Origin of the sequence: Mucilaginibacter sp. UYP27, assembly GCF_040547175.1 — a bacterium.
In the GTDB taxonomy this organism is placed as follows: Bacteria; Bacteroidota; Bacteroidia; order Sphingobacteriales; family Sphingobacteriaceae; genus Mucilaginibacter.
Map to the genome: position 1 here is coordinate 854,868 of NZ_JBEPPE010000001.1, position 22,494 is coordinate 877,361.

24 protein-coding genes and 1 tRNA gene are annotated in these 22,494 nt (G+C 42.7%); 4 read left to right on the forward strand and 21 right to left on the reverse strand.

All coding sequences use genetic code 11. The annotated features are described in order from the left end of the window. Positions 1-8: 8 nt before the first annotated feature. The 17 genes from hisS to ABIB39_RS03865 all read right to left on the reverse strand — a co-directional run bounded on the left by hisS (position 9) and on the right by ABIB39_RS03865 (position 17,291). Positions 9-1,382 (reverse strand): histidine--tRNA ligase, encoded by a 1,374-nt coding sequence (gene hisS, locus ABIB39_RS03785; RefSeq protein ID WP_354427442.1) that lies wholly within the window; start codon positions 1,380-1,382, stop codon positions 9-11. Positions 1,383-1,528: 146 nt separating this feature from the next. Continuing rightward, the gene (locus tag ABIB39_RS03790; protein WP_354427444.1) at positions 1,529-2,209 is read right to left on the reverse strand and encodes a YiaD family glycine zipper/OmpA-like lipoprotein; all 681 of its coding nucleotides are present in this window, start codon (positions 2,207-2,209) and stop codon (positions 1,529-1,531) included. Positions 2,210-2,414: 205 nt separating this feature from the next. Continuing rightward, positions 2,415-3,755, reverse strand: coding sequence for a sensor histidine kinase (locus ABIB39_RS03795; protein WP_354427445.1), 1,341 nt, complete (start codon positions 3,753-3,755; stop codon positions 2,415-2,417). A gap of 4 nt (positions 3,756-3,759) precedes the next feature. Further along, positions 3,760-4,443, reverse strand: a complete 684-nt coding sequence (locus ABIB39_RS03800; protein WP_354427446.1) for a response regulator transcription factor — start codon at positions 4,441-4,443, stop codon at positions 3,760-3,762. 1 nt (position 4,444) lies between these two features. Beyond that, a complete protein-coding gene (locus tag ABIB39_RS03805) occupies positions 4,445-5,323 on the reverse strand; it encodes a hypothetical protein (RefSeq protein WP_354427448.1) in 879 nt (292 codons plus the stop codon). Further along, entirely contained in the window at positions 5,323-5,664 is a 342-nt protein-coding gene (locus ABIB39_RS03810; RefSeq protein WP_354427450.1) for a hypothetical protein, read from the reverse strand. Before ABIB39_RS03810 ends, ABIB39_RS03805 begins: the two co-directional genes overlap by 1 nt. A 168-nt stretch (positions 5,665-5,832) precedes the next feature. Then, on the reverse strand, positions 5,833-6,780 hold the full coding sequence (locus ABIB39_RS03815) for an FAD:protein FMN transferase (protein ID WP_354427452.1): 948 nt from the start codon (positions 6,778-6,780) through the stop codon (positions 5,833-5,835). Between the two features lie 181 nt (positions 6,781-6,961). Further along, positions 6,962-8,035 (reverse strand): peptide chain release factor 1, encoded by a 1,074-nt coding sequence (gene prfA / locus ABIB39_RS03820; protein ID WP_354427454.1) that lies wholly within the window; start codon positions 8,033-8,035, stop codon positions 6,962-6,964. A 283-nt stretch (positions 8,036-8,318) separates the two neighbouring features. Next, positions 8,319-9,077, reverse strand: coding sequence for a UDP-2,3-diacylglucosamine diphosphatase (locus ABIB39_RS03825; RefSeq protein ID WP_354427456.1), 759 nt, complete (start codon positions 9,075-9,077; stop codon positions 8,319-8,321). A 55-nt stretch (positions 9,078-9,132) separates the two neighbouring features. Next, complete coding sequence (locus ABIB39_RS03830; RefSeq protein ID WP_354427457.1) at positions 9,133-9,690, reverse strand: DUF922 domain-containing protein; 558 nt, start codon at positions 9,688-9,690, stop codon at positions 9,133-9,135. Between the two features lie 24 nt (positions 9,691-9,714). Next, entirely contained in the window at positions 9,715-10,656 is a 942-nt protein-coding gene (locus ABIB39_RS03835) for an SPFH domain-containing protein (RefSeq protein WP_354427459.1), read from the reverse strand. 259 nt (positions 10,657-10,915) lie between these two features. Continuing rightward, on the reverse strand, positions 10,916-11,905 hold the full coding sequence (locus ABIB39_RS03840) for an L-histidine N(alpha)-methyltransferase (RefSeq protein ID WP_354427461.1): 990 nt from the start codon (positions 11,903-11,905) through the stop codon (positions 10,916-10,918). Positions 11,906-11,923: 18 nt separating this feature from the next. After that, positions 11,924-13,078 carry an ergothioneine biosynthesis protein EgtB gene (gene egtB, locus ABIB39_RS03845; RefSeq protein ID WP_354427463.1) on the reverse strand — a complete coding sequence of 385 codons (1,155 nt, stop codon included), beginning with the start codon at positions 13,076-13,078 and terminating at the stop codon, positions 11,924-11,926. A gap of 2 nt (positions 13,079-13,080) precedes the next feature. After that, positions 13,081-14,652 (reverse strand): ABC transporter permease/substrate-binding protein, encoded by a 1,572-nt coding sequence (locus tag ABIB39_RS03850; protein WP_354427465.1) that lies wholly within the window; start codon positions 14,650-14,652, stop codon positions 13,081-13,083. Continuing rightward, positions 14,645-15,610, reverse strand: coding sequence for an ABC transporter ATP-binding protein (locus tag ABIB39_RS03855; protein ID WP_354427467.1), 966 nt, complete (start codon positions 15,608-15,610; stop codon positions 14,645-14,647). Before ABIB39_RS03855 ends, ABIB39_RS03850 begins: the two co-directional genes overlap by 8 nt. An 8-nt stretch (positions 15,611-15,618) precedes the next feature. After that, on the reverse strand, positions 15,619-17,010 hold the full coding sequence (locus ABIB39_RS03860; protein WP_354427469.1) for a mercuric reductase: 1,392 nt from the start codon (positions 17,008-17,010) through the stop codon (positions 15,619-15,621). Then, positions 17,010-17,291: a DUF427 domain-containing protein gene (locus tag ABIB39_RS03865; protein ID WP_354427471.1), complete on the reverse strand. Its 282-nt coding sequence runs from the start codon at positions 17,289-17,291 to the stop codon at positions 17,010-17,012. Before ABIB39_RS03865 ends, ABIB39_RS03860 begins: the two co-directional genes overlap by 1 nt. A 240-nt stretch (positions 17,292-17,531) precedes the next feature. Between ABIB39_RS03865 and ABIB39_RS03870 the strand changes: the two genes are divergently transcribed. The 3 genes from ABIB39_RS03870 (at position 17,532) to ABIB39_RS03880 (ending at position 19,476) form a co-directional block, all read left to right on the forward strand. Continuing rightward, positions 17,532-17,603, forward strand: a tRNA-Glu gene (locus ABIB39_RS03870). Positions 17,604-17,854: 251 nt separating this feature from the next. Beyond that, the gene (locus ABIB39_RS03875) at positions 17,855-19,069 is read left to right on the forward strand and encodes a site-specific integrase (protein WP_354427473.1); all 1,215 of its coding nucleotides are present in this window, start codon (positions 17,855-17,857) and stop codon (positions 19,067-19,069) included. Between the two features lie 278 nt (positions 19,070-19,347). Beyond that, positions 19,348-19,476, forward strand: a complete 129-nt coding sequence (locus ABIB39_RS03880; RefSeq protein WP_354427474.1) for a hypothetical protein — start codon at positions 19,348-19,350, stop codon at positions 19,474-19,476. 603 nt (positions 19,477-20,079) lie between these two features. Here the strand turns inward: ABIB39_RS03880 and ABIB39_RS03885 are convergent. From ABIB39_RS03885 to ABIB39_RS03900, 4 genes are all read right to left on the reverse strand, one after another. Further along, a complete protein-coding gene (locus ABIB39_RS03885) occupies positions 20,080-20,658 on the reverse strand; it encodes a DUF1579 family protein (RefSeq protein ID WP_354427476.1) in 579 nt (192 codons plus the stop codon). Positions 20,659-20,826: 168 nt separating this feature from the next. Beyond that, positions 20,827-21,018: a hypothetical protein gene (locus ABIB39_RS03890; protein ID WP_354427478.1), complete on the reverse strand. Its 192-nt coding sequence runs from the start codon at positions 21,016-21,018 to the stop codon at positions 20,827-20,829. 4 nt (positions 21,019-21,022) lie between these two features. Continuing rightward, positions 21,023-21,565 (reverse strand): SDR family NAD(P)-dependent oxidoreductase, encoded by a 543-nt coding sequence (locus ABIB39_RS03895; RefSeq protein ID WP_354427480.1) that lies wholly within the window; start codon positions 21,563-21,565, stop codon positions 21,023-21,025. A 32-nt stretch (positions 21,566-21,597) separates the two neighbouring features. Then, positions 21,598-22,035, reverse strand: coding sequence for an SRPBCC family protein (locus tag ABIB39_RS03900; protein ID WP_354427482.1), 438 nt, complete (start codon positions 22,033-22,035; stop codon positions 21,598-21,600). Between the two features lie 74 nt (positions 22,036-22,109). On the opposite strand from ABIB39_RS03900, the gene ABIB39_RS03905 reads away from it, so the two are divergent. After that, positions 22,110-22,472, forward strand: a complete 363-nt coding sequence (locus tag ABIB39_RS03905) for a winged helix-turn-helix transcriptional regulator (protein WP_354427484.1) — start codon at positions 22,110-22,112, stop codon at positions 22,470-22,472. Positions 22,473-22,494: the final 22 nt, after the last annotated feature.

Genomic DNA, 22,494 nt, shown 5'->3' on the forward strand with positions numbered 1-22,494 from the left:
GCAACAACCTATTTCTTAACCCTGCTCAAAATATCAGCAACTGATAATTTTTCCTGCACACCGCTTTCCATGTTTTTGAAGGTAAGCAGGCCGCTTTCCATTTCGTCGCTGCCTATTAGTACGGTGTATGGGATCTGCTTGTTGTTGGCATATTCCATTTGCTTTTTAATTTTGGCGCCCGCGGGGTAAAGTTCGGCATTGGTGTTTTGGCTGCGCAAGGTTTGCAGTAAGGGCAGGCCATATTTTTCGCCCTGTTCATCAAAGCAGCAAATAAGCACCTGCGTACTTTGCTCTGCCGATTGCGGGAACAAGTTCAGTTCTTCTAATACATCATAGATCCTATCGGCACCAAAGGAGATACCCGCGCCGGTCAATCCTTTCAGCCCAAACATACCGGTAAGGTCGTCATAACGGCCACCGCCGCCAATGCTGCCCATGGCAACCTCGTTGGTTTTTACCTCAAAAATAGCACCGGTGTAATAGTTTAGGCCCCGGGCAAGGGTAATATCCAGCTCCAATTTGGCGGTTAACGGTTTGCAGGCGGCAATGTAGTCAAATACGGTCTGGATCTCGTCGCAGCCATTAAGGCCTATTTCTGAGTTTTGTAAAGCCGCACGCAGACTTGCAAGTTTTTCATCGTTACTGCCTTCTAACAGTATAATGGGTTTTATGGTATCGATATCTGCCTGGCTAAATCCGCGTTCAATGAGTTCTTTTACTACGCCATCGAAACCGATTTTATCAAGCTTATCAATAGCAACGGTCATGTCTATGATATTGTCGTGCTTATTAATCACCCGGGCTATGCCAGATAAGATCTTGCGGTTGTTGATCTTTATACTGAAATCTTTTAAACCCAGCAGGCTTAAGGCTTCGTCATAGATCATGATAAACTCTGCCTCGTTCAATAACGATGGCGAACCGACTACATCTGCATCGCATTGGTAAAACTCGCGGTAGCGGCCTTTCTGCGGCCTGTCTGCACGCCATACCGGCTGCACCTGGAAGCGTTTAAAAGGAAAGGTTATCTCGTTTTGGTGTTGTACTACGTAACGCGCGAATGGCACCGTAAGGTCATAACGGAGGGCTTTTTCTGAGATTGATGGAGTGGCTTGGTTAGAGTTACGTGAGGCAATTGCCTGCTTATCCGCTTTGGCTAAAAAATCCCCGCTATTTAATATTTTAAAAATCAACTTGTCACCTTCATCACCGTATTTGCCGGTAAGGGTGCTTAAGTTTTCCATCGATGGGGTTTCTATCTGCTGGTAACCGTATTTGCGGAATACACTTTTTATGGTATCAAAAATAAAGTTACGCTTTGCCATTTCGGCGGGAGAGAAATCGCGGGTGCCCTTAGGTACAGATGGTTTGATGGATGCCATTCGGCAAAGGTACAAAAAAGCAGGCCTCACCCAAATCCTCCCGAAAGTAGGGCTTAATCCTCTTTCTCGCCCCGGGATGGCTAAAAGGAAAAGCCCGCCGATATATCGGCGGGCTTTTCCTGATTAACTATTAACTGATCTTATTATTAATTAGTAGCGCTTTTAGCCTGGTTTTTCATAGCATCGTTTGCAACAATAACTATTTCAACCCTACGGTTTTTAGATCGGCCTTCAACAGTGTTGTTATCACCAATTGGTTCGCTTTCGCCTTTACCGCTTGTGGTTAAACGTGAGTTGCCTACATTGTTTGATGCAATATATGCTTTAACAGCGTCTGCACGGCGTACAGATAGGTTTTGATTGTATTCGTCTGTACCTGTACCATCAGTGTGGCCTACAACAAGGATGTTGGTTTGGGGGTTGTTTTGTAATGATGTAGCCAGATTAGCAAGGTTTGTACGTGCAGCAGGTTTCAAATCTGATGAGTTGGTATCAAACAGGATACCTGAATCAAATTTTACCAAAATACCCTCGCCTTCGCGGGTTACGGTAGCACCGGGTACCGTGTTCTTAATTTCAGCAGCCTGCTTATCCATGTTACGGCCAATAAATGCACCGGCTGTACCACCTACGGCACCACCTATAATTGCGCCTAAAGCGGTATTACCTGCGGCTTTACCAATAAATGCACCAATGGTACCACCGGCACCTGCGCCAATTGCGGCACCTTTTTGGGTTTTGGTAAGCGAATCACAGCCTGAAGCCAATAATCCTAATGAGGCTAATGCTATACTGTACGTTGCGATTTTTAATCTTAGTGTTTTCATCTTTAAAATGGGGTGTGTGTTTAATAAGTATTTGCAAAGCGAATGCCAAAAATCAAAACCGCTTGTTATTACACTGCGGCCGATATTTTGAATATTAATCCGTACTATAACAACATATTTTTAAGATTTGAGAAAATAACACTGCATTTAGCATAATACGTAAAATAATATGCTATGCACCGCTGCCTTTTTTTTAGTACAACGTTTAGTTAGCAGGGGAACTGCCGGTAACTTCTATAGGGAAAGTTAACCTAAATGTACTGCCAACCCCTTGCTCGGAGTTTACAGTGATGCCTATTTTATGGAAAGAAGCGATAGACTTTACAATAGGGAGCCCCAAGCCAAAACTATCTTGGGAGAGCGACTGCTTCATCTTTTTAAACCTGTTGAATATGTACGGCATCTCTGCTTCAGGGATACCAATACCGGTATCTGCAATACTGATGGTATAATTATCCTTAGCCCACTGCCCGGTAATTGTAATCTCGCCATCGGTCTTATTATATTTAATAGCATTGTTAATGAGGTTGAAAAGCAGGTTAAACAACAGAAACTTGTTTACACCCGCCAATTCTACATCATTGATCATTAGAATACTAAGGTTGATGTTTTTGTCCTGCAAACGAATGGAGATCTCCTCATTAACATCTTCTATCAACTCTTTCGCGGTTATCTTGTCCTCTTTCAGGAATTGATCGTTCTCTATCTGTGATATCAGTAACAAGGTTTTAGTAATACTTTTTAACCGGTTCAGGATCTTTTGCATCTCCAACAGGCGAACCTTCAGTTCGTGGTTAATGTCGTCCTGCTCAAACATGTTCTCTATTTTTGATTGCAGGATAGAGATAGGGGTCATCAATTCATGCGATGCATTAGATATAAACTCCCGTTCTTTTTGAAAAGCTGTCTCAATAGTTTCTACCATACGGTGAATACTGAGATCGAGCTGTTGGAAATCCACTGTGCTTGTCTTAACCCCCTTGTACACGGTAAACTTCGGGAACTTATTACCTATCAGCTTAGTGCGGATGATGATACTTAGGGGGCGCAGGATGTAGGTAGAGAAGATCTGATCGGCAAGGATGGTCAATAATATCATCCCCAGTAAGATCTGGAAAGCGATATTTTGCAGCGGGCCGGTGGTTTCGCCAATGGATTCGGTACTCTTGCCAACTTCCAGCAGGTAATTACGTTTGCCCGCTTTAAAGGTATGGCTCAGGATGCGGTAATCAATGGTATCGCGTTCTACGAGGCGTTGTTCGTCCTTAATGGTGTCTAAAAAATAGGCGGGTTCAACCTCGTCAAGGCTAATGTATTCTTCCTTTAGTGGCAGGTAACTGCCGTAATTTTCGCCGTCTTCTATATAAAATTTAATGCCATTTTCCTTTACGCGTTCTAAAAACTTTTCCTTTTGTTTTATCAGTCGGTTATCGGTGTAATTTTTATTTATGTTTTCGATAATGTTGGGCAGGAGCAATATAAACAGGGTTACAATAACCAGTTTAGATATGGCATTAAACAGCGTTAATTTGGTCCGGAGTTTCAAATATCTAAACGTTTGATTTTATCCTATAGCCCAGGCCGCGCACAGTTTCCAACCAATCGGCAGGGGCAAAGGCACTTAATTTTTTACGGATATTTTTGATGTGGGCGTCAATAAAGTTAGAGTCGTAATCGTCGTTTATCAGGCTTCCCCAAATGTGTTCGCTTAGCTGCGCCCGGGTAAGCGTGCGGTTTTTATGCAGCAGCATGTATGCTATCAGGTCAAATTCCTTTTTGGTGATCGTATTTACCGGGTTAACGTGATACATTATCGTACGATCTGTAATGTTTACCAAAAAACCTTCCAGATCAATGATGTTTTGCAGCAAACCAAATTTTCTGCGGATAATAGCCTGCATACGGCTTTGCAGTTCTAATAACGAGAATGGCTTAGCCAGGTAATCGTCGGCACCAAGATCAAGGCCTTTTACGCGGTCGTTAACCTCAGCACGGGCGGTAAGGATGATACATGCCACTTCGGGGTTTGCTTTTTTGGCTTCCTTTAGCAGGTCAAGGCCTTCATAGTCGGGTAAGCCAAGATCAAGCAAAATAAAGTCGTAAAGGTTTACCGCCAGCTTCTCTGATGCAGATGCCCCGTTGTAACAGATCTCGCAGATGTAGTTGTTCTTTACCAGGAAAAGTTCCAGTTCGTGGGCAAGTGCCTTTTCGTCTTCTACGATAAGTATATTCATCTTAATAAAAAACGTAATAAAAGGTGAAATTAAAAAATGATTCGCGCCGGTTCTTTAACGCGCCTTCCACATTTACAGGAATAGAGTATTTGTATGCTGCCTCAATAGTGTAATGCGGCATATTGTAGGCCAAAGGTATTTTAAAGCTATAATTTAGCATATTGAATTGGGCATTGGCCCTGGCGCGGCGGCCGTTCTCGTTCTGTACTGCAATGTTATCAATCTCGGGGCGATACTGGTGGTCAAGCGCGTAACGCTGCACAAAATTTTGTGTACCGAAGATCAGGTTTACCGATGGGTTGATGGAAAGAAAATCCTGATCGTTAAAAATGTTGAAGCTGCTTTCGAAATATTTAGAATTACTGATAGTGGCAAAAATATCGTACGATTTCCCGAAAAGGTAATCTACCGTAGCGCTTGTTTTTAAATACTTCCAATCCAGGGTGTTTTTCCAGTTGATATCATTAGATGCCGACGACTTTATGATGTTGGCTTCCTTATTAAATATAAAGCGGGTGTAGCTTACTGTACCGGTGAATTTTTTTGACAAGCGGTAATAGTAACCGCCGCCCAGGTCAATTTCATCAACCAGTGGCTTATAGCCTAATACTTTTAATGCCGAGCCATAAACGAAAAATCCCGATTTTGTATTAAAAATAATATCGGTTGTCATGAACGGATACTTGATAGGCCCTGTACGGCCAAAGAATAGCGCATCGCTACCATAAGTAACCCCTGCCGATACCGAATTTTTGCGCACCACAGAGTCTGTATCGGCAATCGCATGGGCATCCCTGTACGCAATTAACGCAGGCTTAGGTATAGCCGCATTTACTGCGTTGCAGATGATTATTAATAACAGGGCGCTAAGGTATTTCATTAGTCGTTTCTCCTTGGTATTTCTGGTGGGCGTTCCAAACCTTCGGGCCTGCGCTGCCTTTTTGGTTTAGCCTTAGCCGGGTCAACAGGTTCTATTTTTTCGGGCTTCGGCATTTTTTTAGCCTTGGCAACCTCTTTAATTTTTTTCTTATCTTCTTCAGATTGGCGTTGCTTGCCTTTTGTTACAGATGTATCACGTTGTTGTAACGCAAAATTCGCATTAATTGATACAATAGTAAAGGTAGTTGAAGAGTTAGCGCGATTTACGGAACTATTTTTAGCGTATGACAGGCGTGGCGCGAATATCATCAAGAGTACAATATACAAAAACCACTTTGTCATTTTAGGAGAAAAGAAACGCTAATAGGTTGCGAAGATATGTCTGCTGCATGTACCCGCAATTCAATTAAAAATAAATTTGTGTAAAGCGCGCAAAATATATGGGGCTTTATCCCTGTTTAGATGGCGCGGTAAAATTATCATAGGTTATGGTTAAATATAAGCAAAAGCTTACATCATCAAGTTAATATCTTTTGAAGTATAAACGCGGGCCTGGTCATCTAAAATTATACAAGCCAATTGGTTTAGCTTGTTTATGGAATATAAACCTGCATTTAACCCCATAGCAATAACAGCGTTTGCCATAGCATCGGCCATTTCTGTAGTTGGGGCAACTATACTTACGCTCCTGATTTTGCTAACCGGGAAACCGCTTTCGGCATTTATATCTGCCGATGCTCTAGTAAGGTGGGTATTTTTATCCTGGTTGTAAGATGTTGCTACAGCCATATTGCTGATGTTTATATTAGCATAAGGGTGGTTAGCAAGTGATGGATCGGCAGTTGCGATTGTCCAGGGAGTATTATCCGGTTGTAAACCAAATGTAAGCAGATCGCCACCTGCGTTAATTACGCCGCTGCTAATGCCTTCCATTTGTAATACATATTTTGCCCTGTCGGCAGCGTAACCGCGGCTTATGGCGCCAAAACCGATACGCATGCCTTTATTTTTAAGGAACACAGTTTGGGCAACCTGGTCAAGCACAACGTTGGTGTAGTTGGTTAGGCTAACCCTCTTTTTTAGTGATTTAACAGTAACAACTTCTGCATCGGCGCTATCATCAAGGCTTATGGTGCTTGCTGCAGCGTAAGTAATATCAAATGTGCCGTAAGTAAGTGCCGAGATCTGCAGCGCCCTGTCAATTAAGCGGAAAACTTCTGCATCAACACGTACAGGCTTAATACCCGCGTTACGGTTTATCTGGTTAAGTACGCTGTCTTCCGGGAAGGCACTCAGTAGTTTATCAATTCGGTTTATTTCTGCAAAAGCGCTGTCTATACGTGCAAGTGCCCATACGGCATCGGTAGCTACTAAGCTTATCTCGAACCTGTTGCCCATTAAACGCGTTTCACGGCTGATAATGGTTGATGTGCTTGTTAATTTTTTTACTGCCTGCATAGGTAATTAGCGTTACGTAATTTAAACCTGTTGTATCCAAGCATTACGTAATGTAATAACGGAATGCAACTCCACAAACGCTAAATTAGTTCACCATTATGAAATTGACATGAAATGCAGGTTTTGACAAATAAAAAAAGCACCATAACGGTGCTTTCAATTTTATAATTGTAATAATTTTTTAAGCCGCGGTGCCTTCTTTTAAGCGTTCGGCGTTTTCTGCGAATTGCAGGGCTTCCATTATTTCTTGCAGGTCGCCATTCATAACGCCGGTAAGGTTGTAAATGGTTAAGCCAATACGATGCTCAGTTAAACGGCCTTGCGGATAGTTATAGGTACGCACTTTTGCAGACCTGTCACCGGTGGCAACCATTGTTTTACGCCTCTTGGATGTTTCTTCCAGGTGTTTTTGCAACTCCATTTCGTAAACGCGTGAGCGTAATACGCCTAAGGCTTTGTCATAGTTTTTCAATTGCGATTTCTGATCCTGGCACTGGGCAACAATACCTGTAGGGATGTGTGTTAAACGCACAGCCGAATACGTGGTATTCACCGATTGGCCACCCGGGCCGGATGCACAGAACAAATCCTTACGGATATCGCTTACCTGTAAGTCGATATCAAACTCGTCAACCTCGGGCAATACCACTACCGATGCGGCAGATGTATGCACACGGCCTTGTGTTTCGGTATCGGGCACGCGTTGTACACGGTGCACACCGCTTTCATATTTAAAGTTACCGTAAGCATCTTCAGCATTTACACTGAAAACAATTTCTTTATAACCGCCGGCAGTACCTTCGGTATAGTCAACCAGTTCGGTTTTCCAGCCGCGTCGCTCGCAGTAGCGAATGTACATGCGGTAAAGGTCGCCTGCAAAAAGCGAAGCTTCATCACCACCTGTACCACCACGAATCTCTATCATCGCGTTTTTAGAGTCTTCAGGGTCTTTAGGGATCAGCATCAAACGGATAACTTCTTCCATTTCATCCTGCTTAACTAAAAGCTCGTCCAATTCCATTTTAGCCATCTCGCGGAACTCTTCGTCCTTTTCGGTGGCTAAAATTTCTTTGTTGCTGTCAATGTTGCTCATAATATTCTTGTAAATATTATACTGGTCAACAATTTTGGCAAGATCCTTATATTCCTTGTTCATCTGGGCAAAACGCTTCATGTCAGCCATGGCATCAGGGCTGCTCAGGTCGCCTTCTACGGTTTTCCAGCGTTGGTATATTAATTCTAATTTCTCTAACATCTTCTTATTTGAAATCAATTGCAGCGTAAATGGGTGCTGCCGCCCCGCTTTTCATTCCAGGCTTTTTTGCCCCGCACTATCTAACCACACAAAAGCTTTTTATTACAATCGGGTTTAGTTTTGTTATTGCAGTGCAAAAAACATGCAAAAATACGCATTTATAAGCATATAATAAATTCAGCGGATTGTAAAGAGATTTGATCTGAAATGTAGAATGATAAATTTCCAATTTAAAATGTTGAAATATCTACAACTTCATTCAAAATTCACGGTTTGATGTTTGTTATTTCCCTTTGGCTTCAAACCATTTCAGCTCCAAACTTGCCCCATCAAACACCGCGTAGGTATTGTAGTTTACCCACTCGCCAAGGTTAACGTAACGGCTGTTATCGGGGAGGGCGATATCAAGTGGCAAATGCCTGTGCCCAAAGACAAAATAATCAAAATGTTGCGTTTTTAGTATCTCCAGGGAGTAGGCCTCCAGCCACTCCTGCTGGTGTTGTATTTTCTCTGCATCGTGCTTGTTGGCTATCCTGCTTTGCTGCGACCATTTATTGGCAATGCCTACCCCCAAATTAGGGTGAAGCCTTGCAAAAAACCACTGACATACCTTGCTGCGGAAAATCTTTTTCAGGAATTTGTAGAAGCTATCACCAGGCCCAAGGCCATCACCGTGGTGCAGGTAAAACTTTTTGCCGCCGCGCTCTATCTCCAACTCATTAGTGATGATAGTCGCGCCAAGTTCCTGCACAAAATAATCGAACATCCACATATCGTGGTTACCTTTAAACAGGTAAAGCTTTACACCGGCATCAGTTAACTGTGCCAGTTTACCCAGGAAACGGATATACCCTTTTGGTACTACAGTTTTGTACTCGAACCAAAAATCGAACACATCGCCCATCAAAAAAAGCTCGGCAACGTCATCCTTGATCATTTCCAGCCAGCGGATGATCCGGTCTTCCCGCTCGCGCGATGAGGCGTAGCTGTTAGCCCCTAAATGGAAATCGGAAGCAAAGTATAAGTTTTTACCCGTTGGCATATTGTTTCAAAAGTACGGGAATAATCAGGAGTGTCAAAATGATGATGAAGCGGATCTACAAACTCGCATTCTCATCCGGCATAAACTGCAGGCGTTTAGCAAAGTAAATATCCCAGCTATGTTGCTGCTGCTTATCTACCATATGGCGGGTATCCTCGTCGTAGTCGCTGTTGAGTTGCTTGTACTTGGCATCAATTCGGTTAAAAATATTCATAGCCTCATATTGATAACTGGCGGTAAACCGGGTGCGCTCTATTGCCCTTAACACTTCCTGCTGCTCCAGGTAAGCAATGGTGTAATGCCCTTGCTCGTGCTTTAGTATCTCAGCGAGTTGGTCGTTACTGGTAATCCGCGACCTATCTATCCACGACTTGTAATTATTCATATACAGCCTTACATTGGCGTGCAAAATATAGTTGCCATTGCCACGGCTGGCCTGGTATTTAAAATCGATAGTGCAGTTGGTGTATGCGATAACGCCCCTGCCATTTGGCCGGGGCGCACCCTGAAAATCATTAGCGGTCAACAGCCGGTGTGGCTGCGCCAAAGCCGGATCTAATACGAAGCACAGTAATGCTATGGCGCAAAAAGCGCGTAAATAGTTGAATGTCATTTATGCCAATGGTAAAGTAAAACTTTACTTTTTGACTTTATCTGACTGCAAAAGGTTTAAGGCCATCATTTCTTTCATGGTATGCTGCATCCCCTCGGTAGAGCCATCCAGGAAAATAACGTTACCATTTGAATTTTCTGCGAAGTGTTTTATAGATTCCGTCCACATGGTGAACAGGATTACGGAGGTATCCATATTGGCTTCCTGCATCTCTTTGGCGGCAACCGTCATACCCTTGGCCACTTCCTCGCGAAATAAGGCGATACCCTGGCCGCGTAGCTGTGCCGCCTGGCGCTCGGCCTCTGCAGAGATCTTGATGGCGTTCCCCTCGGCTTCGGCAGCTTTGGTTTTAGTGATTAACAAGGCCTGGCCTTCATTCTCGGCAGCGGCCTTTAGGTTGTTTGATGCCACTACCTGGCTCATCGATTTCATGATGATGTCATCGAAGGTAATATCGTTCAGTTGAAGATCTTGTAAATGGTAACCCCAGCCTTCTAATATGGTATCTAACTGTTCCTTAACATGTTCTACAATATCGCGGCGAAGTATCAATACTTCGCTTTGGCGCTTGGTAGCCACAAACGCACGGATAGAGCCCTCTACAGTTCGGATAAGCGCCTGCATTAGGTTACGTTCGTCCACAAATTTAAAGGCTACGTTTTTAATGCTTTCTTCCTGCTGGTCTAATACCGAATAAAGTAGCATGGCCTTGAAATAAACGTTTGCCTGGTCGAAAGTTACGGCTTGGAATTCAAGCTCTACAGATCGGTTTTGGATGGATATTTTAGAGTATATCTGCTCTACCAATGGAATTTTAAAGTTCAATCCCGGTGTAAGGATGCGGCGGTATTTACCAAATATGGTTACCACTGCTATGGTCCCTTGTTTAACAGTTACAAAAGAGGATAAAACTACAATGATGATAAAGAATACAACCAGGTAGGTCACAATTGATGATGTTGTCATTTAGGCTTTATATTTTTAATAAATATAGGCTTTATAACAATAGGTGCAATAAGCATTTTTATTTGAACAAGTTGTGAGGGGGCGTACCTGCGGCACGCAGAATTATCCATTCACTTGCTACAAAGCGGTTGTGCCCTAACGGCACATGATATTAATTAAAACTATTGATACGTACAACTACGACTTGCCCCATCGAGGCTACCGCTTTGTAGAAAATAATAATGAAATTTGTTGATATACAGAGTTCCCCCTTTAGAACTTACGCCGCTTTCCAAATAGCATCCACAAACCATTTTTTGCTATCAAAAAATTGGTGCAACGGTTTAAACGACGCTGATGCTGCCATGTCATCAACCTGTTCAATAGCGTATTTTTGAGAGATCTCCATGTAAATGTATTCGTCCTTTTGGAACAATATGGTTTCCTGTCCAATTTTTACTTTTTGGTCGGCAAGGCTAACGAGGTAGCTTTTGCAAGCTCCTGTTTCCGGATCATAGGTGGCGTAGTGGTCAAACTGGCGGGTAATAAAGTCACCACCCAGTTCGCGGTTTATACGGGCCAACAAATTTATGTTAAAGCGTTTGGTGATACCTTCGCTATCGTTGTAGGCGGCTAAAACGGTAGCCGGATTTTTCTTCAGGTCGATACCGATCAACAGCATATCTCTTTCGGACAGGTTGTTGCGTAACTCCCGGCAAAAGCCCTGTGCATCTGCCACGGGCATATTGCCCACGTTAGATCCCAGGAACATCACCACCTTGCGTTTATCAGATATAGCCGCCGCTTTGCGTAGCATGTCAAAATACTCGCCGTTAAGGCCTTCTATCTTGATGCCCGGCAGGGTAACCGGTAAAGTGATATTCAGGTAAGAAATCACATTCTCCGATATGTCTATCGGCAGGTAGGTGAAATCCGCTTTGTTATCTATTAGATATTTTAGCAACTGAGTGGATTTTGTGGCATCCCCGGCGCCAAGCTCAATCAGGTCAAAAGCATCACCATCGGCAATAATGGCCTTGCAAAGTTCGGCTGTTTGCGCGGTGAAGATCTCCATTTCGCAATTGGTAGGGTAATATTCCTCGCAGGCCATTAACTCCTGAAAGATTTTATCCCCCTGAGCATCATAAAAATATTTCGACGCCAGATGCTTTGGAGTGGCCGTTAAACCAGCCACAACGTCCAGGTAAAACTGGTCGTCGGTTAAGGTAGTTGCCGTTGTTTGTTGCGTTGCTGTGGTGGTGGATGCCATTTGTGTTATATTGTGATATTATTTAGCAAGACGTATGCCAGTAAATTGCCAGCGCAGTTCGGGCTGAAAAAAGTTGCGATAAGTGATGCGGCTGTGGTTTAACGAGGTAACTTCTGACGCCCCGCGTAACACCTTTTGCCCAACCATAAACTTGCCATTGTATTCGCCAATAGCGCCGGGTGCCTTCGCGAAACCAGGGTAAGGCAGGTAAGCACTCTCTGTCCATTCCCAGCACTTGCCCCATTTAAATAGGTTTGCCGATGCTTCCCATTCAAACTCGGTTGGCAGGCGCATGCCTTTCCATGATGCGTAGGCATAAGCCTCGTAATAACTCATATGGCGCGCGGGCTCGTGCAGGCTTAGCTTTTCTAAACCATGATAGGTGTAGTTATGCCATTCGCCATCAATGTTGTGCCAGTACATGGGCGCTTCCGCCTTATTGGTATTTACCCAATCCCAGCCTGCCGCATGCCAGTGGCGGAAATCGTGATAGCCGCCATCATTCATAAACTCCAGGTACTCGGCATTGGTAACCAGGTCGGGACCTATCTCAAAAGCATTCAGATAAACCTTATGGCGGTTCAGTTCGTTATCAAAAGCAAAACCTTCGCCTTCAAAACCTATCTCGTAAATACCCTCTTCTAATTTTATAAATGGCACGCCTGTTTTTTCGGATTTTGGCGAAATGTAATCATGTGAGTACGCAGGGAACAGCGGGTTATTACCCAGTATGAATTTTATATCGGTTAATAACAATTCCTGGTGTTGTTCCTCATGGTTAAAACCAAGGATCAACAGATCTCTAACATCATCGCTAATATCGCCACAGGCCAAAAAGTTGTACATGGCATCATCTACATACTTGCGGTAACGCTTTACGTCGATAACTGTGGGGCGGCTCAAATTGCCTCTGTCCGTACGGATAACGCGGTTGCCAACGGTTTCGTAATAGCTGTTAAAAACGTAATTATAATTAGGGTCAAATTCCTGATATTCGGCAAAATAAGGTTTCAGGATAAAGGTTTCAAAAAACCAGGTGGTGTGCCCAATATGCCACTTAGGCGGGCTAACATCACCCACGGGCTGTACCACATAATCTTCGGTTTGCAAAGGTTCGCAAATCGCTTCGGTACGCTGGCGTACATTTTTATAACAGTCGGCTAAATCAATCATAACTACTTACTTTCCAAATACCCCTTAAGGTCCGAAATTGTTTTAATGTGCAGGTCATTTGCCTGCTTTTGCCGCATCATTAATGCATAGGCGTTATTAAACCCAATGGGCTTTAACCACTTTATTTGGTAGCGCTTTGCAAACTCCTGCTGCACGTAATTATAAGTACTATCCTTACTTACCTGCAGCCGGCTAACCGTTTTTGGCGATGCCTGTAAAATTGCCAGCAGGCCGGTACCGGTGTATTCAGGGTAAAAATCTATCTGGTCATTCGTCATGGCATCAAATACTATTTTGGTGCCACCTAGGCCCGTTTTAGTCGCAACGTTGTAATTGGTATATCCTTTAATCAGCATAGTGTATATACTCGCCAAAATATACTGCTCGCCAAATATTTTTGAGCCGATGCGCACCACACCTTCGTTACCGCCACGCTCTGGCTTGTAAAGTTTTTTCGATACCAGAAAATCCTTCGCTACCCGTTCCGGCGTTTGGTGAAGGTAATCAGTACGGTAGTTTAATTCGGTCATTACCGAGTCAGTAATTGTACCGGCTAATAAGTTTAGCGTTTTTTCCAATTCAGGAAATTTGCGCAGGGCATCCTCACGCACAATTGGCGCGGCATAATACGGCGGGAAGATCTTTTTATCGTCATCTAAAACCACCAGGTCGTAAGCCTTTAAACGGCCATCGGTGCTGTAGCCGCTTATCACGTCCAATTCTTTTTCTTGGGCGGCCTTATACATAACCGCATCATTTATTACTATGGTGTGGATTTTTAACCCGTATTTGCTGATGAGGCCAAGGTTACCGTCCTGCCGACCCATAAATTCGGGCGTAAAACCCGCGGTTAGTTTGCTGCCATAGGCTGATGGGATAAAGTACAGGCAGGATAATAAGATCAACATCACCGGAGCGATTTTTACCACGCCTTTTATTTTTTTAAAGTTTAGTTTTTGCAATCGCGATAGCAAGAAATCGAACAGGATAGCCAACATAGCTGCCGGGATAGCACCCGCCAGTATCATATTGGTATTGTTAAGCGATATACCGCCGAAGATGAACTCGCCCAAGCCGCCTGCGGCAATATAGGATGCCAGCGTTGCTACGCCAACATTTATAACTGTAGCGGTACGGATGCCCGCTAATATTACCGGCATAGCCAACGGTAACTCTACTTTAAAAAGCACTTGCCATTTGCTCATGCCCATGGCAACAGCGGCTTCTTTAACTGTGGCATCAACGCCGGTAATACCTGTGTAGGTATTGCGGATGATGGGCAGCAAGGCATAAAGCAGCAGGGCCACGATAGCCGGTTTTGCCCCAATACCCAAAACCGGGATCATGAAGCCAAGCAACGCAATGCTTGGGATAGTTTGCAGGATGCCGGCGATGCCCAACACAACACCCGATAATTGCTTTTTGCGGGTGATGTAAATGCCCAAAGGCAAGCCTATAAGCACAGCTATAAACAGCGATATAAACGTAAGCCCGATGTGCTGCATGGTTTGCACACCAAGTTTATCGGCTTGTTGCTGCATAAATTCCCACAAAGTTTGCTGATGCTCATTCATGGGATTGGTGGTTTTTATATTTTGAAAATGCAGCCATCAACTGGTCGAACGTGATGGACTTTACTTCTTTATTTCGCTGGTTGAGAATATTGATATTTTCCTGGGGATAAAACTTAAAATTCTCCAAAGCCTGCCAAACATCTGCCGAGGCCGAAAGCAGAGAGGTGTTTATTTTTTTACCGCTTTCGGGTAGGTGTCCCCAAATATCACTCAATTTGATGGTTTTAAACTCCAGTTGCAAGTGCTGCTCCTTCAGAAAGTCGCGGACAAAATCATTCGCCGGGTTAAATAAAAGCTCGGCCGGTGAGCCTATTTGTACAATTTTGCCTTTATCCATCAGGGCAATCCGGTGGGCCAATTCAAAAGCTTCCTGCACATCGTGCGTTACCATGATAATGGTTTTGCGCTTCAGTTCATCCAAAGCTAAAAACTCACCATGGATCTTGGACCGGGTAACGTTATCCAGCGCGCCAAAGGGTTCATCCATCAATAACACGGGCGGGTCGGCAACCAATGCCCTTGCCAGGCCTATGCGTTGTTGCTGGCCGCCGCTAAGTTCGTTAGGATAAACGTTGAGGTAGTTTTTATCGAGGTGGAGTTTTTCGAGCAGTTCATCAACGCGCTTTTGGGTTTTGGCTTTATCCCATTTGAGCAGGTTGGGCACAATGGCGATATTTTCGGCAACGGTATAGTGCGGAAACAGGCCGTTGTTTTGGAGTACGTAGCCAATGCTTCGGCGTAAAATTTGGGCCGGCTGGGCCTGTATATTGTTACCATTGATATTGATGGTCCCGCTGTCGGGTTCAATCAACCGGTTAAGCATCTTTAAAGTAGTGGTTTTGCCGCAGCCGCTGGTACCCAAAAGCACCATGTTTTCGCCCTCGTTCACCTCAAAAGAAATATCATCAACAGCTTTTGTTGTGCCGAAGGTTTTTACAAGATGCTCAACTTTTATCATAGCGGGCGTTAATCCTCCAAAGTCATGAATAAATTATTGAGCGACTCGGAATAAGTAGGATGCGCGAATACGCAATAACGGATCCTGTCGTAAGTGATGCCGCCTTCCATAGCCATCTGCAATACGGTCATAATCTCGCCGCCTTCGGTACCAACTACCGCCACGCCTAAGATCTTTTTAGTTTTTGTATCTACCACCGCTTTCATCATACCGCGGGTATCGCCGGTTTCGATAGCGCGGGCAACATGTGCCATGGGCAGGGTAGCCACTTTGTAATTTAAGCCCTGCTCTTTTGCCTGCGCTTCGGTGATACCCACGCGGCCAAGTTCCGGGTCTGTGAACATACAGTAGGGCACAGGCCTGTTGTTGATATTCAGGTTTTGCTTTTCGATGAGATTACGGTAAACAATGGTATAATCGTTATAAGAAATATGCGTAAACGCTGGGCCTCCTTTTACATCGCCAAGGGCGTAAATACCTTTAATATTGGTTTCCAGCTTGCTGTTTACTTTGATGTAACCCTTTTCATCTATTTTAACGCCGGTGGCATCCAACCCAAGCGTATCTGTTTGCGGCGCACGGCCGATAGCTATCAACACGTGGCTGCATTTTATCTTCTGCTCCTTACCGTCTATATCAATCGTAGCGGTTATTTTGCCTTTGGCCTTTGCTTTAAGTTTTGTGGTTTTTGCTTTAGGATGGATGGTGATATCCTCTTCTACCAGGATCTTAGTGATCTCGGCAGAAATATCCTCATCCTCGCGGGATAATAGCCTTGCCGACCGTTCCAGTATGGTAACCTTGCTACCAAACCTGCGGAACATCTGCCCAAACTCGAGCCCGATGTAGTTGCCGCCGATGATAAGCAAATGTTCAGGCACTTTCTCCAGATCGAGAATAGTGGTTGAAGTGAGGTACTCTATCTCATCCAGTCCCTCAATATCATCGGGGATAAGGGTTTTTGTGCCGGTATTGATAAAGATCTGTTCGGCTTTAAACTCTTTCGATTTGCCGGGTTTATTTGGCTTTACGCTGATGGTTTTTTTATCGATGAAAGTAGCGTCGCCAAAAAGCAGATCGAGGTTTGGCGTTTTTTCCACCGCCGCCTGCCCGCCATTGCGCGATTTCATGACGATAGCGTCCTTATGCTTTTTTATTTGACGCATATCCACCTTGTAACCCTTTATGGTTATGCCCATCTCGTTGCACTTGCCCGCCAAATAAGCTAAACGAGCGCTGGCTACCATGGTTTTAGTGGGGGTGCAACCATCGTTAACACAAGTGCCGCCAATAAAGCGCTTCTCTATCAGCAATGTTTTTTTGCCGGCAGCTGCCATCTTTTTAGCCAATGGCATACCGGCCTGGCCGGATCCTATTACTATACAATCGTATTCCTTCATTATTCGGTTATTTTAACACCTTTCCAAAAGGCTACGTAATTGGTTATGTTGGCTGCCGCCGGCTTTGGCTCGGGGTAATACCAGGCCGCGTCGTTATTTTGTTGGCCATCTACCTCAATGGTGAAATATGATGCGATGCCTTTCCACGGGCAGGTAGTGTGAGTGCTGCATTCCCTCAAAAATTCGGACTTTACACTATCCTTGGGGAAGTAATGGTTGTTTTCAACTACAATGGTGTCATTGCTTTCGGCAATGATCTGGTTGTTCCAAACGGCTTTCATAAGGCTTAAGTGTTTGTATAAAGGTACTTTATAAGTATTGAATTTATAAATAGCCAAACAGGTTTTTTGTTTGCCGTATTCTAATTTGATGTACTAATAGTTGTTAGTCGCAAAAGGGCGAAAAACCTTTCTGAAATTTTTTCTTAAATTTTATTTTTAATTTCTAAGGAAACGTTTATCTTTGCATTCCCAAAATAAGGGGAACTAAATCAAATATAACCGATTTAGAGCCATTAAAATGGCCCGTTCGTCTAGGGGTTAGGACGTTAGATTTTCATTCTAGAAACAGGGGTTCGATTCCCCTACGGGCTACAAAAAACAATACCAAAAGGTGCTAAAACCCTGCAAATCAAAAGTTTACAGGGTTTTTTGTTGGCATCAAAACTCCATATTATGCACCAAAACGCAACAAAAATGAGCGTAATTCGGTGCGTAACTAAGTGGAAAATAACTACGCACCGAATTGCTTATAATTAATTGACTGTCAACCTGTTCAGCGAGTGAACATCTTGATAAAAGCAGACTACAAACTTACTTTTGTTTAACTTTTTAAGCTTGTAATTATGAGTAATTTCCATCTGCTTTTCTACATCAGAAAGCAAAAAAACTACAAAGGGGGTGCAATGCCCATCTACATGCGCATCACCGTTAGTGGCAAACGCGCAGATATATCAGTAGGGCGCGATTGTGATCCGGTCAAATGGAACAACCAAGCGGGGCGTGCAATTGGATCCAAAGAAGAAATCAAGTCACTTAACAATTATCTAGACAGCCTGCAAACCAAACTTCGGAATGCACAACAGGCATTAATTGATACGAACCAGCAGGTAACAACTGAAAGCCTTCACAACGAATTTGCCGGAAAGAATCAAAAGAACCACTTCCTGATGCAATTATTCAATGAGCATAACTCGAAAGTAAAGGCTCTGATAGGAAATGGGTTTGAGGTCAACACATTGAAAGGGTATAACACTTCCGAGAAACACCTCATAGCTTATTTACAGAAGGAATATGGTAAAACCGATATAGAAATCAACCGATTAAATCATGCGTTTATTGCCGGGTTTGAATTTTATCTAAAAGCCGAATGTAAAATTAGTGGGGTATCGGCAGCCAAATACATAAAGCATTTGAAAAAAATCGTCAATCACTGTATTGCAAACAATTGGCTAAAACAGAACCCGTTTATCAATTTCAAATCTACTGCAAAAGCCAAAGAGCGCATTTATTTAACACAACAAGAACTGGATGCCATCACCAGTAAAAAATTTGTTGTTGAACGTTTAACACAGGTACGGGATGTTTTTGTTTTTTGCTGCTATACCGGATTATCCTATGCTGATGTTAAAAAACTAAGAAGAAACGAGATAGGTATAGGCATGGACGGTGGCCAATGGATATTTACAAGCAGGCAAAAAACAGATACTTCTTCAAGGATACCGCTCTTACCTGTAGCATTAGAAATTTTGAACCGATATCAGGATCACCCGCAATGTGAAAATCAGGGCTTATTATTGCCGGTTTTGAGCAACCAAAAGATGAACGCTTACTTAAAGGAGATAGCAGACTTATCGGATGTCTTTAAGCATCTAACATTTCATTTGGCAAGGCACACTTTCGCAACAACTGTTACTTTATCTAATAATGTTCCAATAGAAACGGTTAGCAAAATGTTAGGCCATACCAGTATTAAAACCACTCAGCATTACGCTAAAATATTGGATTTAAAAGTAAGCCAGGATATGGCTGCTCTTAAACAGAAGTACGCTGCAATTTAAATCATTCAATCTCTAAGGTGCCTCCTGTCACGTAATTGAATATATTTGCGTTACATTTCGTAGCAAACTTATCCGTAGTTTTAATGTTACTTGTATATACTAAAGAGCAGGGGTGTTCTTTAGTCAATAGTTAACTCTTTGGAATTCAGATTCCGAAGAGTTTTTTTTTGGACTCACAACAAATTTTGAATGTTTAGCGTATAAGTAAGTAACTATTGACTAACCCACCCTTTCGGATCAGCCTCGGTTTCTAACCGGGGCTTTCTTATTACCGGCCAATGCAAACCTCGATCCCGGAGCATGGCTTTATAGGAATCAACCAATATTTAAGGGCACCCGCATCGGATGCCCCCAATAATCTAATGCCGGTGCAGGTTTACTTTTCCAGCACCATTAAAAAGTACTGACAAAGCGCCCCGGCTGCCAAGCCCAACATTTTCCACCGAATGTTACCGTACCCTGCACATCATCTTTTTGTAAATATTCAGGAAATTAGTTTTGGGGTTGTTAGTACCAAGTTGGCCGCTAACTTTTGTAGAGCTTTGTAGCCAGTTTGGTAAAGTAGTTGCACGCGGGCCGTAAGCTAAATAAACAGTAATGGCACATTCGCCTCATTATGCCCATCTTCGGGTTCTTGTGGGCCTGTAATTGTAGTTCATGCCTACATATCGTAATATTTAGCCTATTTATGATATATCAAGTGACCCCCTGAGGATTATCCCCTACTCTTTTTCTCTTTAACAGTTATTGGTGTCATATTCCAAACACAAAATCAATTGTGGAAGGCACAATTAACCATGTAATGCAAAAATCGTGTAATTTCCCTCACTTACCCAGTATTGAAAGCCGTCAGAAATTTAGAGTTTTCATGGCATGAACCCGCTCTACCCATTGATTATAAAGTTTAGCATGAAGTATTTTTGCTTTGGTAGGGGGCTTGCCAACTTTCCTTTTAAATTACATTATATTAAAATCAACTAGTGTTTGCTGACAGCCATTGTCAAACTTTTTTACTTTATGTAATCTAGTTCTCTCACCTTTTCGAAAGTTCCTTTATTAAATTCGAAGTACTCCTCAATATAGTGATTCCCATCAACAAAAGTTATTATTCTTCGATTTCTCATTTTTTTATCCGGGAGAATGCTACTTTCCCACTCATAACTCAATTGCTTTTTTGCAGCATCGTAATTACCTGTTTGCTCCTGAATATCACTTCCTATGTGATTGTTTATCGAGATCGTGATAAACTGCTTTTTAACGTTGTCGTATCCCTCTAATTGGAAGCTATGATAATTATCTTCCTTCATCCCGCTACGGATAGGTAATTGAAGTTTACCGCCAGTGATTTCTACATTGAAAAAGCGATCATTGTATATTGAATTACGGGTCAGTGTACCTTTTACAAAAGCTAATTTTTTATCCTGAAATCGCCAGGTCCCGATTAGCTGCGATAATATTTCATGCATTTCGCCAGGACGGGATAAGTCCAGCATTATAGTCATATCGGTATTCTCTGGTTTGGCCTGCCCCATTAAAACCATTGGGCTTGCGCAAATCAATACGATTGAAATAAATTTATAAATTTTCATGAGTAGGTGTTTTCATTAAAGATAAAAAATAGTATTTGACTTTAAAAATAAACCACTTATTGTAAGAAATTGAAAAGTCCCCAGACATAATTCGAACCATATACTGGAACAACTGAAAATTTTAAACTATTTGCAAGCGGTTTAATCGAAGAACTAGGTATTTCATTTTTAGGGATTCACCGCCATAAAAGCTTCCTCTGGAGACCTCAGAAACAGCTGATATATTTTTTTGGTATCTCCTACATGTATTTCTAATTCATCTTTTTCAAAGCTGTCGATAAACCAGGATGCCACCTCAGCTGCGGTAATTTTAGGCGCATCTAATCCTTTCGCTAAGGGCGTTTCAGTTAACGGCGGCATCAAATCAAAAAAACTTAATTTTTGACCCCTTTCTTTTCAGCGCCAGCCGCGATGCCAGGGCGAATGAATGTAGTGCGGCCTTGGTAGCACTGTAGGTTGGGTAATTCAGGTTTGGAACAAATGCGAGCCCGGATGTAGTAACCACAAATGCGGCTTCCGTTTTGGTACTTAATAATGGTTCTAAAGCATGGGTTAGCCTAACATTTGCGATGTAGTTTGTGTGAATTTCCGACTTCGCATATTCCAGGTCATACTCTGTGCTATAAAGCGAATAGTCATTAGCTGCGCCAGCATTGAGTATAGCAATATTCAAGTCGCTAAAATTTAGCTTTATCGTTTGAATGAGTTTATTCATATCATTTTCGTCAGTCAAGTCTACAGCAATTGCTACAGCGTTTTCCAATTTTGACGCTTCAATTTTAAGTTGGTCAATTGACCTATCCGCCATGATAATCTTATTATTTTTTTGGCTAAACAACTTGGCGATTTCTAATCCAATACCACTGGCTGCTCCGGTAATCAAAATGGTGTTTTCTGATGTTTTCATATGTTTTATTTGCGATTATGGAAGTTAAATAACTAACTAGTTTGATTTTTAAGGTAATTTTTCAGGTTGCTCCCGATGATCTGCTTCCAGCCATCTTCAAACCTGCGTCTTGCAAAGTGCGGATCATCTGGAAAGCTTGCCAAGCCTGTATGGGTAAGCTTAAGTCTGGTTTTATTGCCTACCGGAAACAATTCAAATGTTACCTCTGAACTGCCTGGGTAATCCTTGTAAATCCAGCTATGCCCTAATTTTCGTCCCTCATCAATTTTAGTAACCTGCCATTCTTTTTTATAATCTGAACCATCGTCGGTAAAATCAAATTTGTAGCTGACGACAGGCTTAAATTTTTTTAACTGAGGAAAATACCATTCTTTCATATCGTCTTCATCAGTAAGTATTCTCCAGACTTCTTCAATGGGAGCATCATAAACTTGCTCTAGTTCAAATGGTCTATTATCCATCATTTTCATTTTAATAATATCTAAGTAACATTAACAATCCTTATTAGTTGCAGGATTATGGTATCTTTGAGGATACCAAAGATATGAGAGACAAAGAAAAACATATTTTTCATCGTGATGTTCAGGATGCATTGGAACTGATAGGAGGTCGCTGGCGTGGTGCTATTATGGCTTCACTTTGCGGAAGCCCTAAACGATTCTCGGACCTCAAGGCGGACTTAAATCCTGTCACTTCGCGGGTATTAATTAGAGAATTGCGGTACCTTGAACATAACAGGCTTATTGTAGTAGAAAGAAGTTCACTGGCAGCAAATTCAGTGCTTTATTCTCATTCTGAACATGGCAGCAGTTGCGCGCCTATTATCATACAACTTCGCGATTGGGCAGTAAAACATCGTATTATTATGCTCGACGTGATAAAAGAGAATAGCAATTCTAAAACTTAGTTTATGAATATCGTTATAGTGG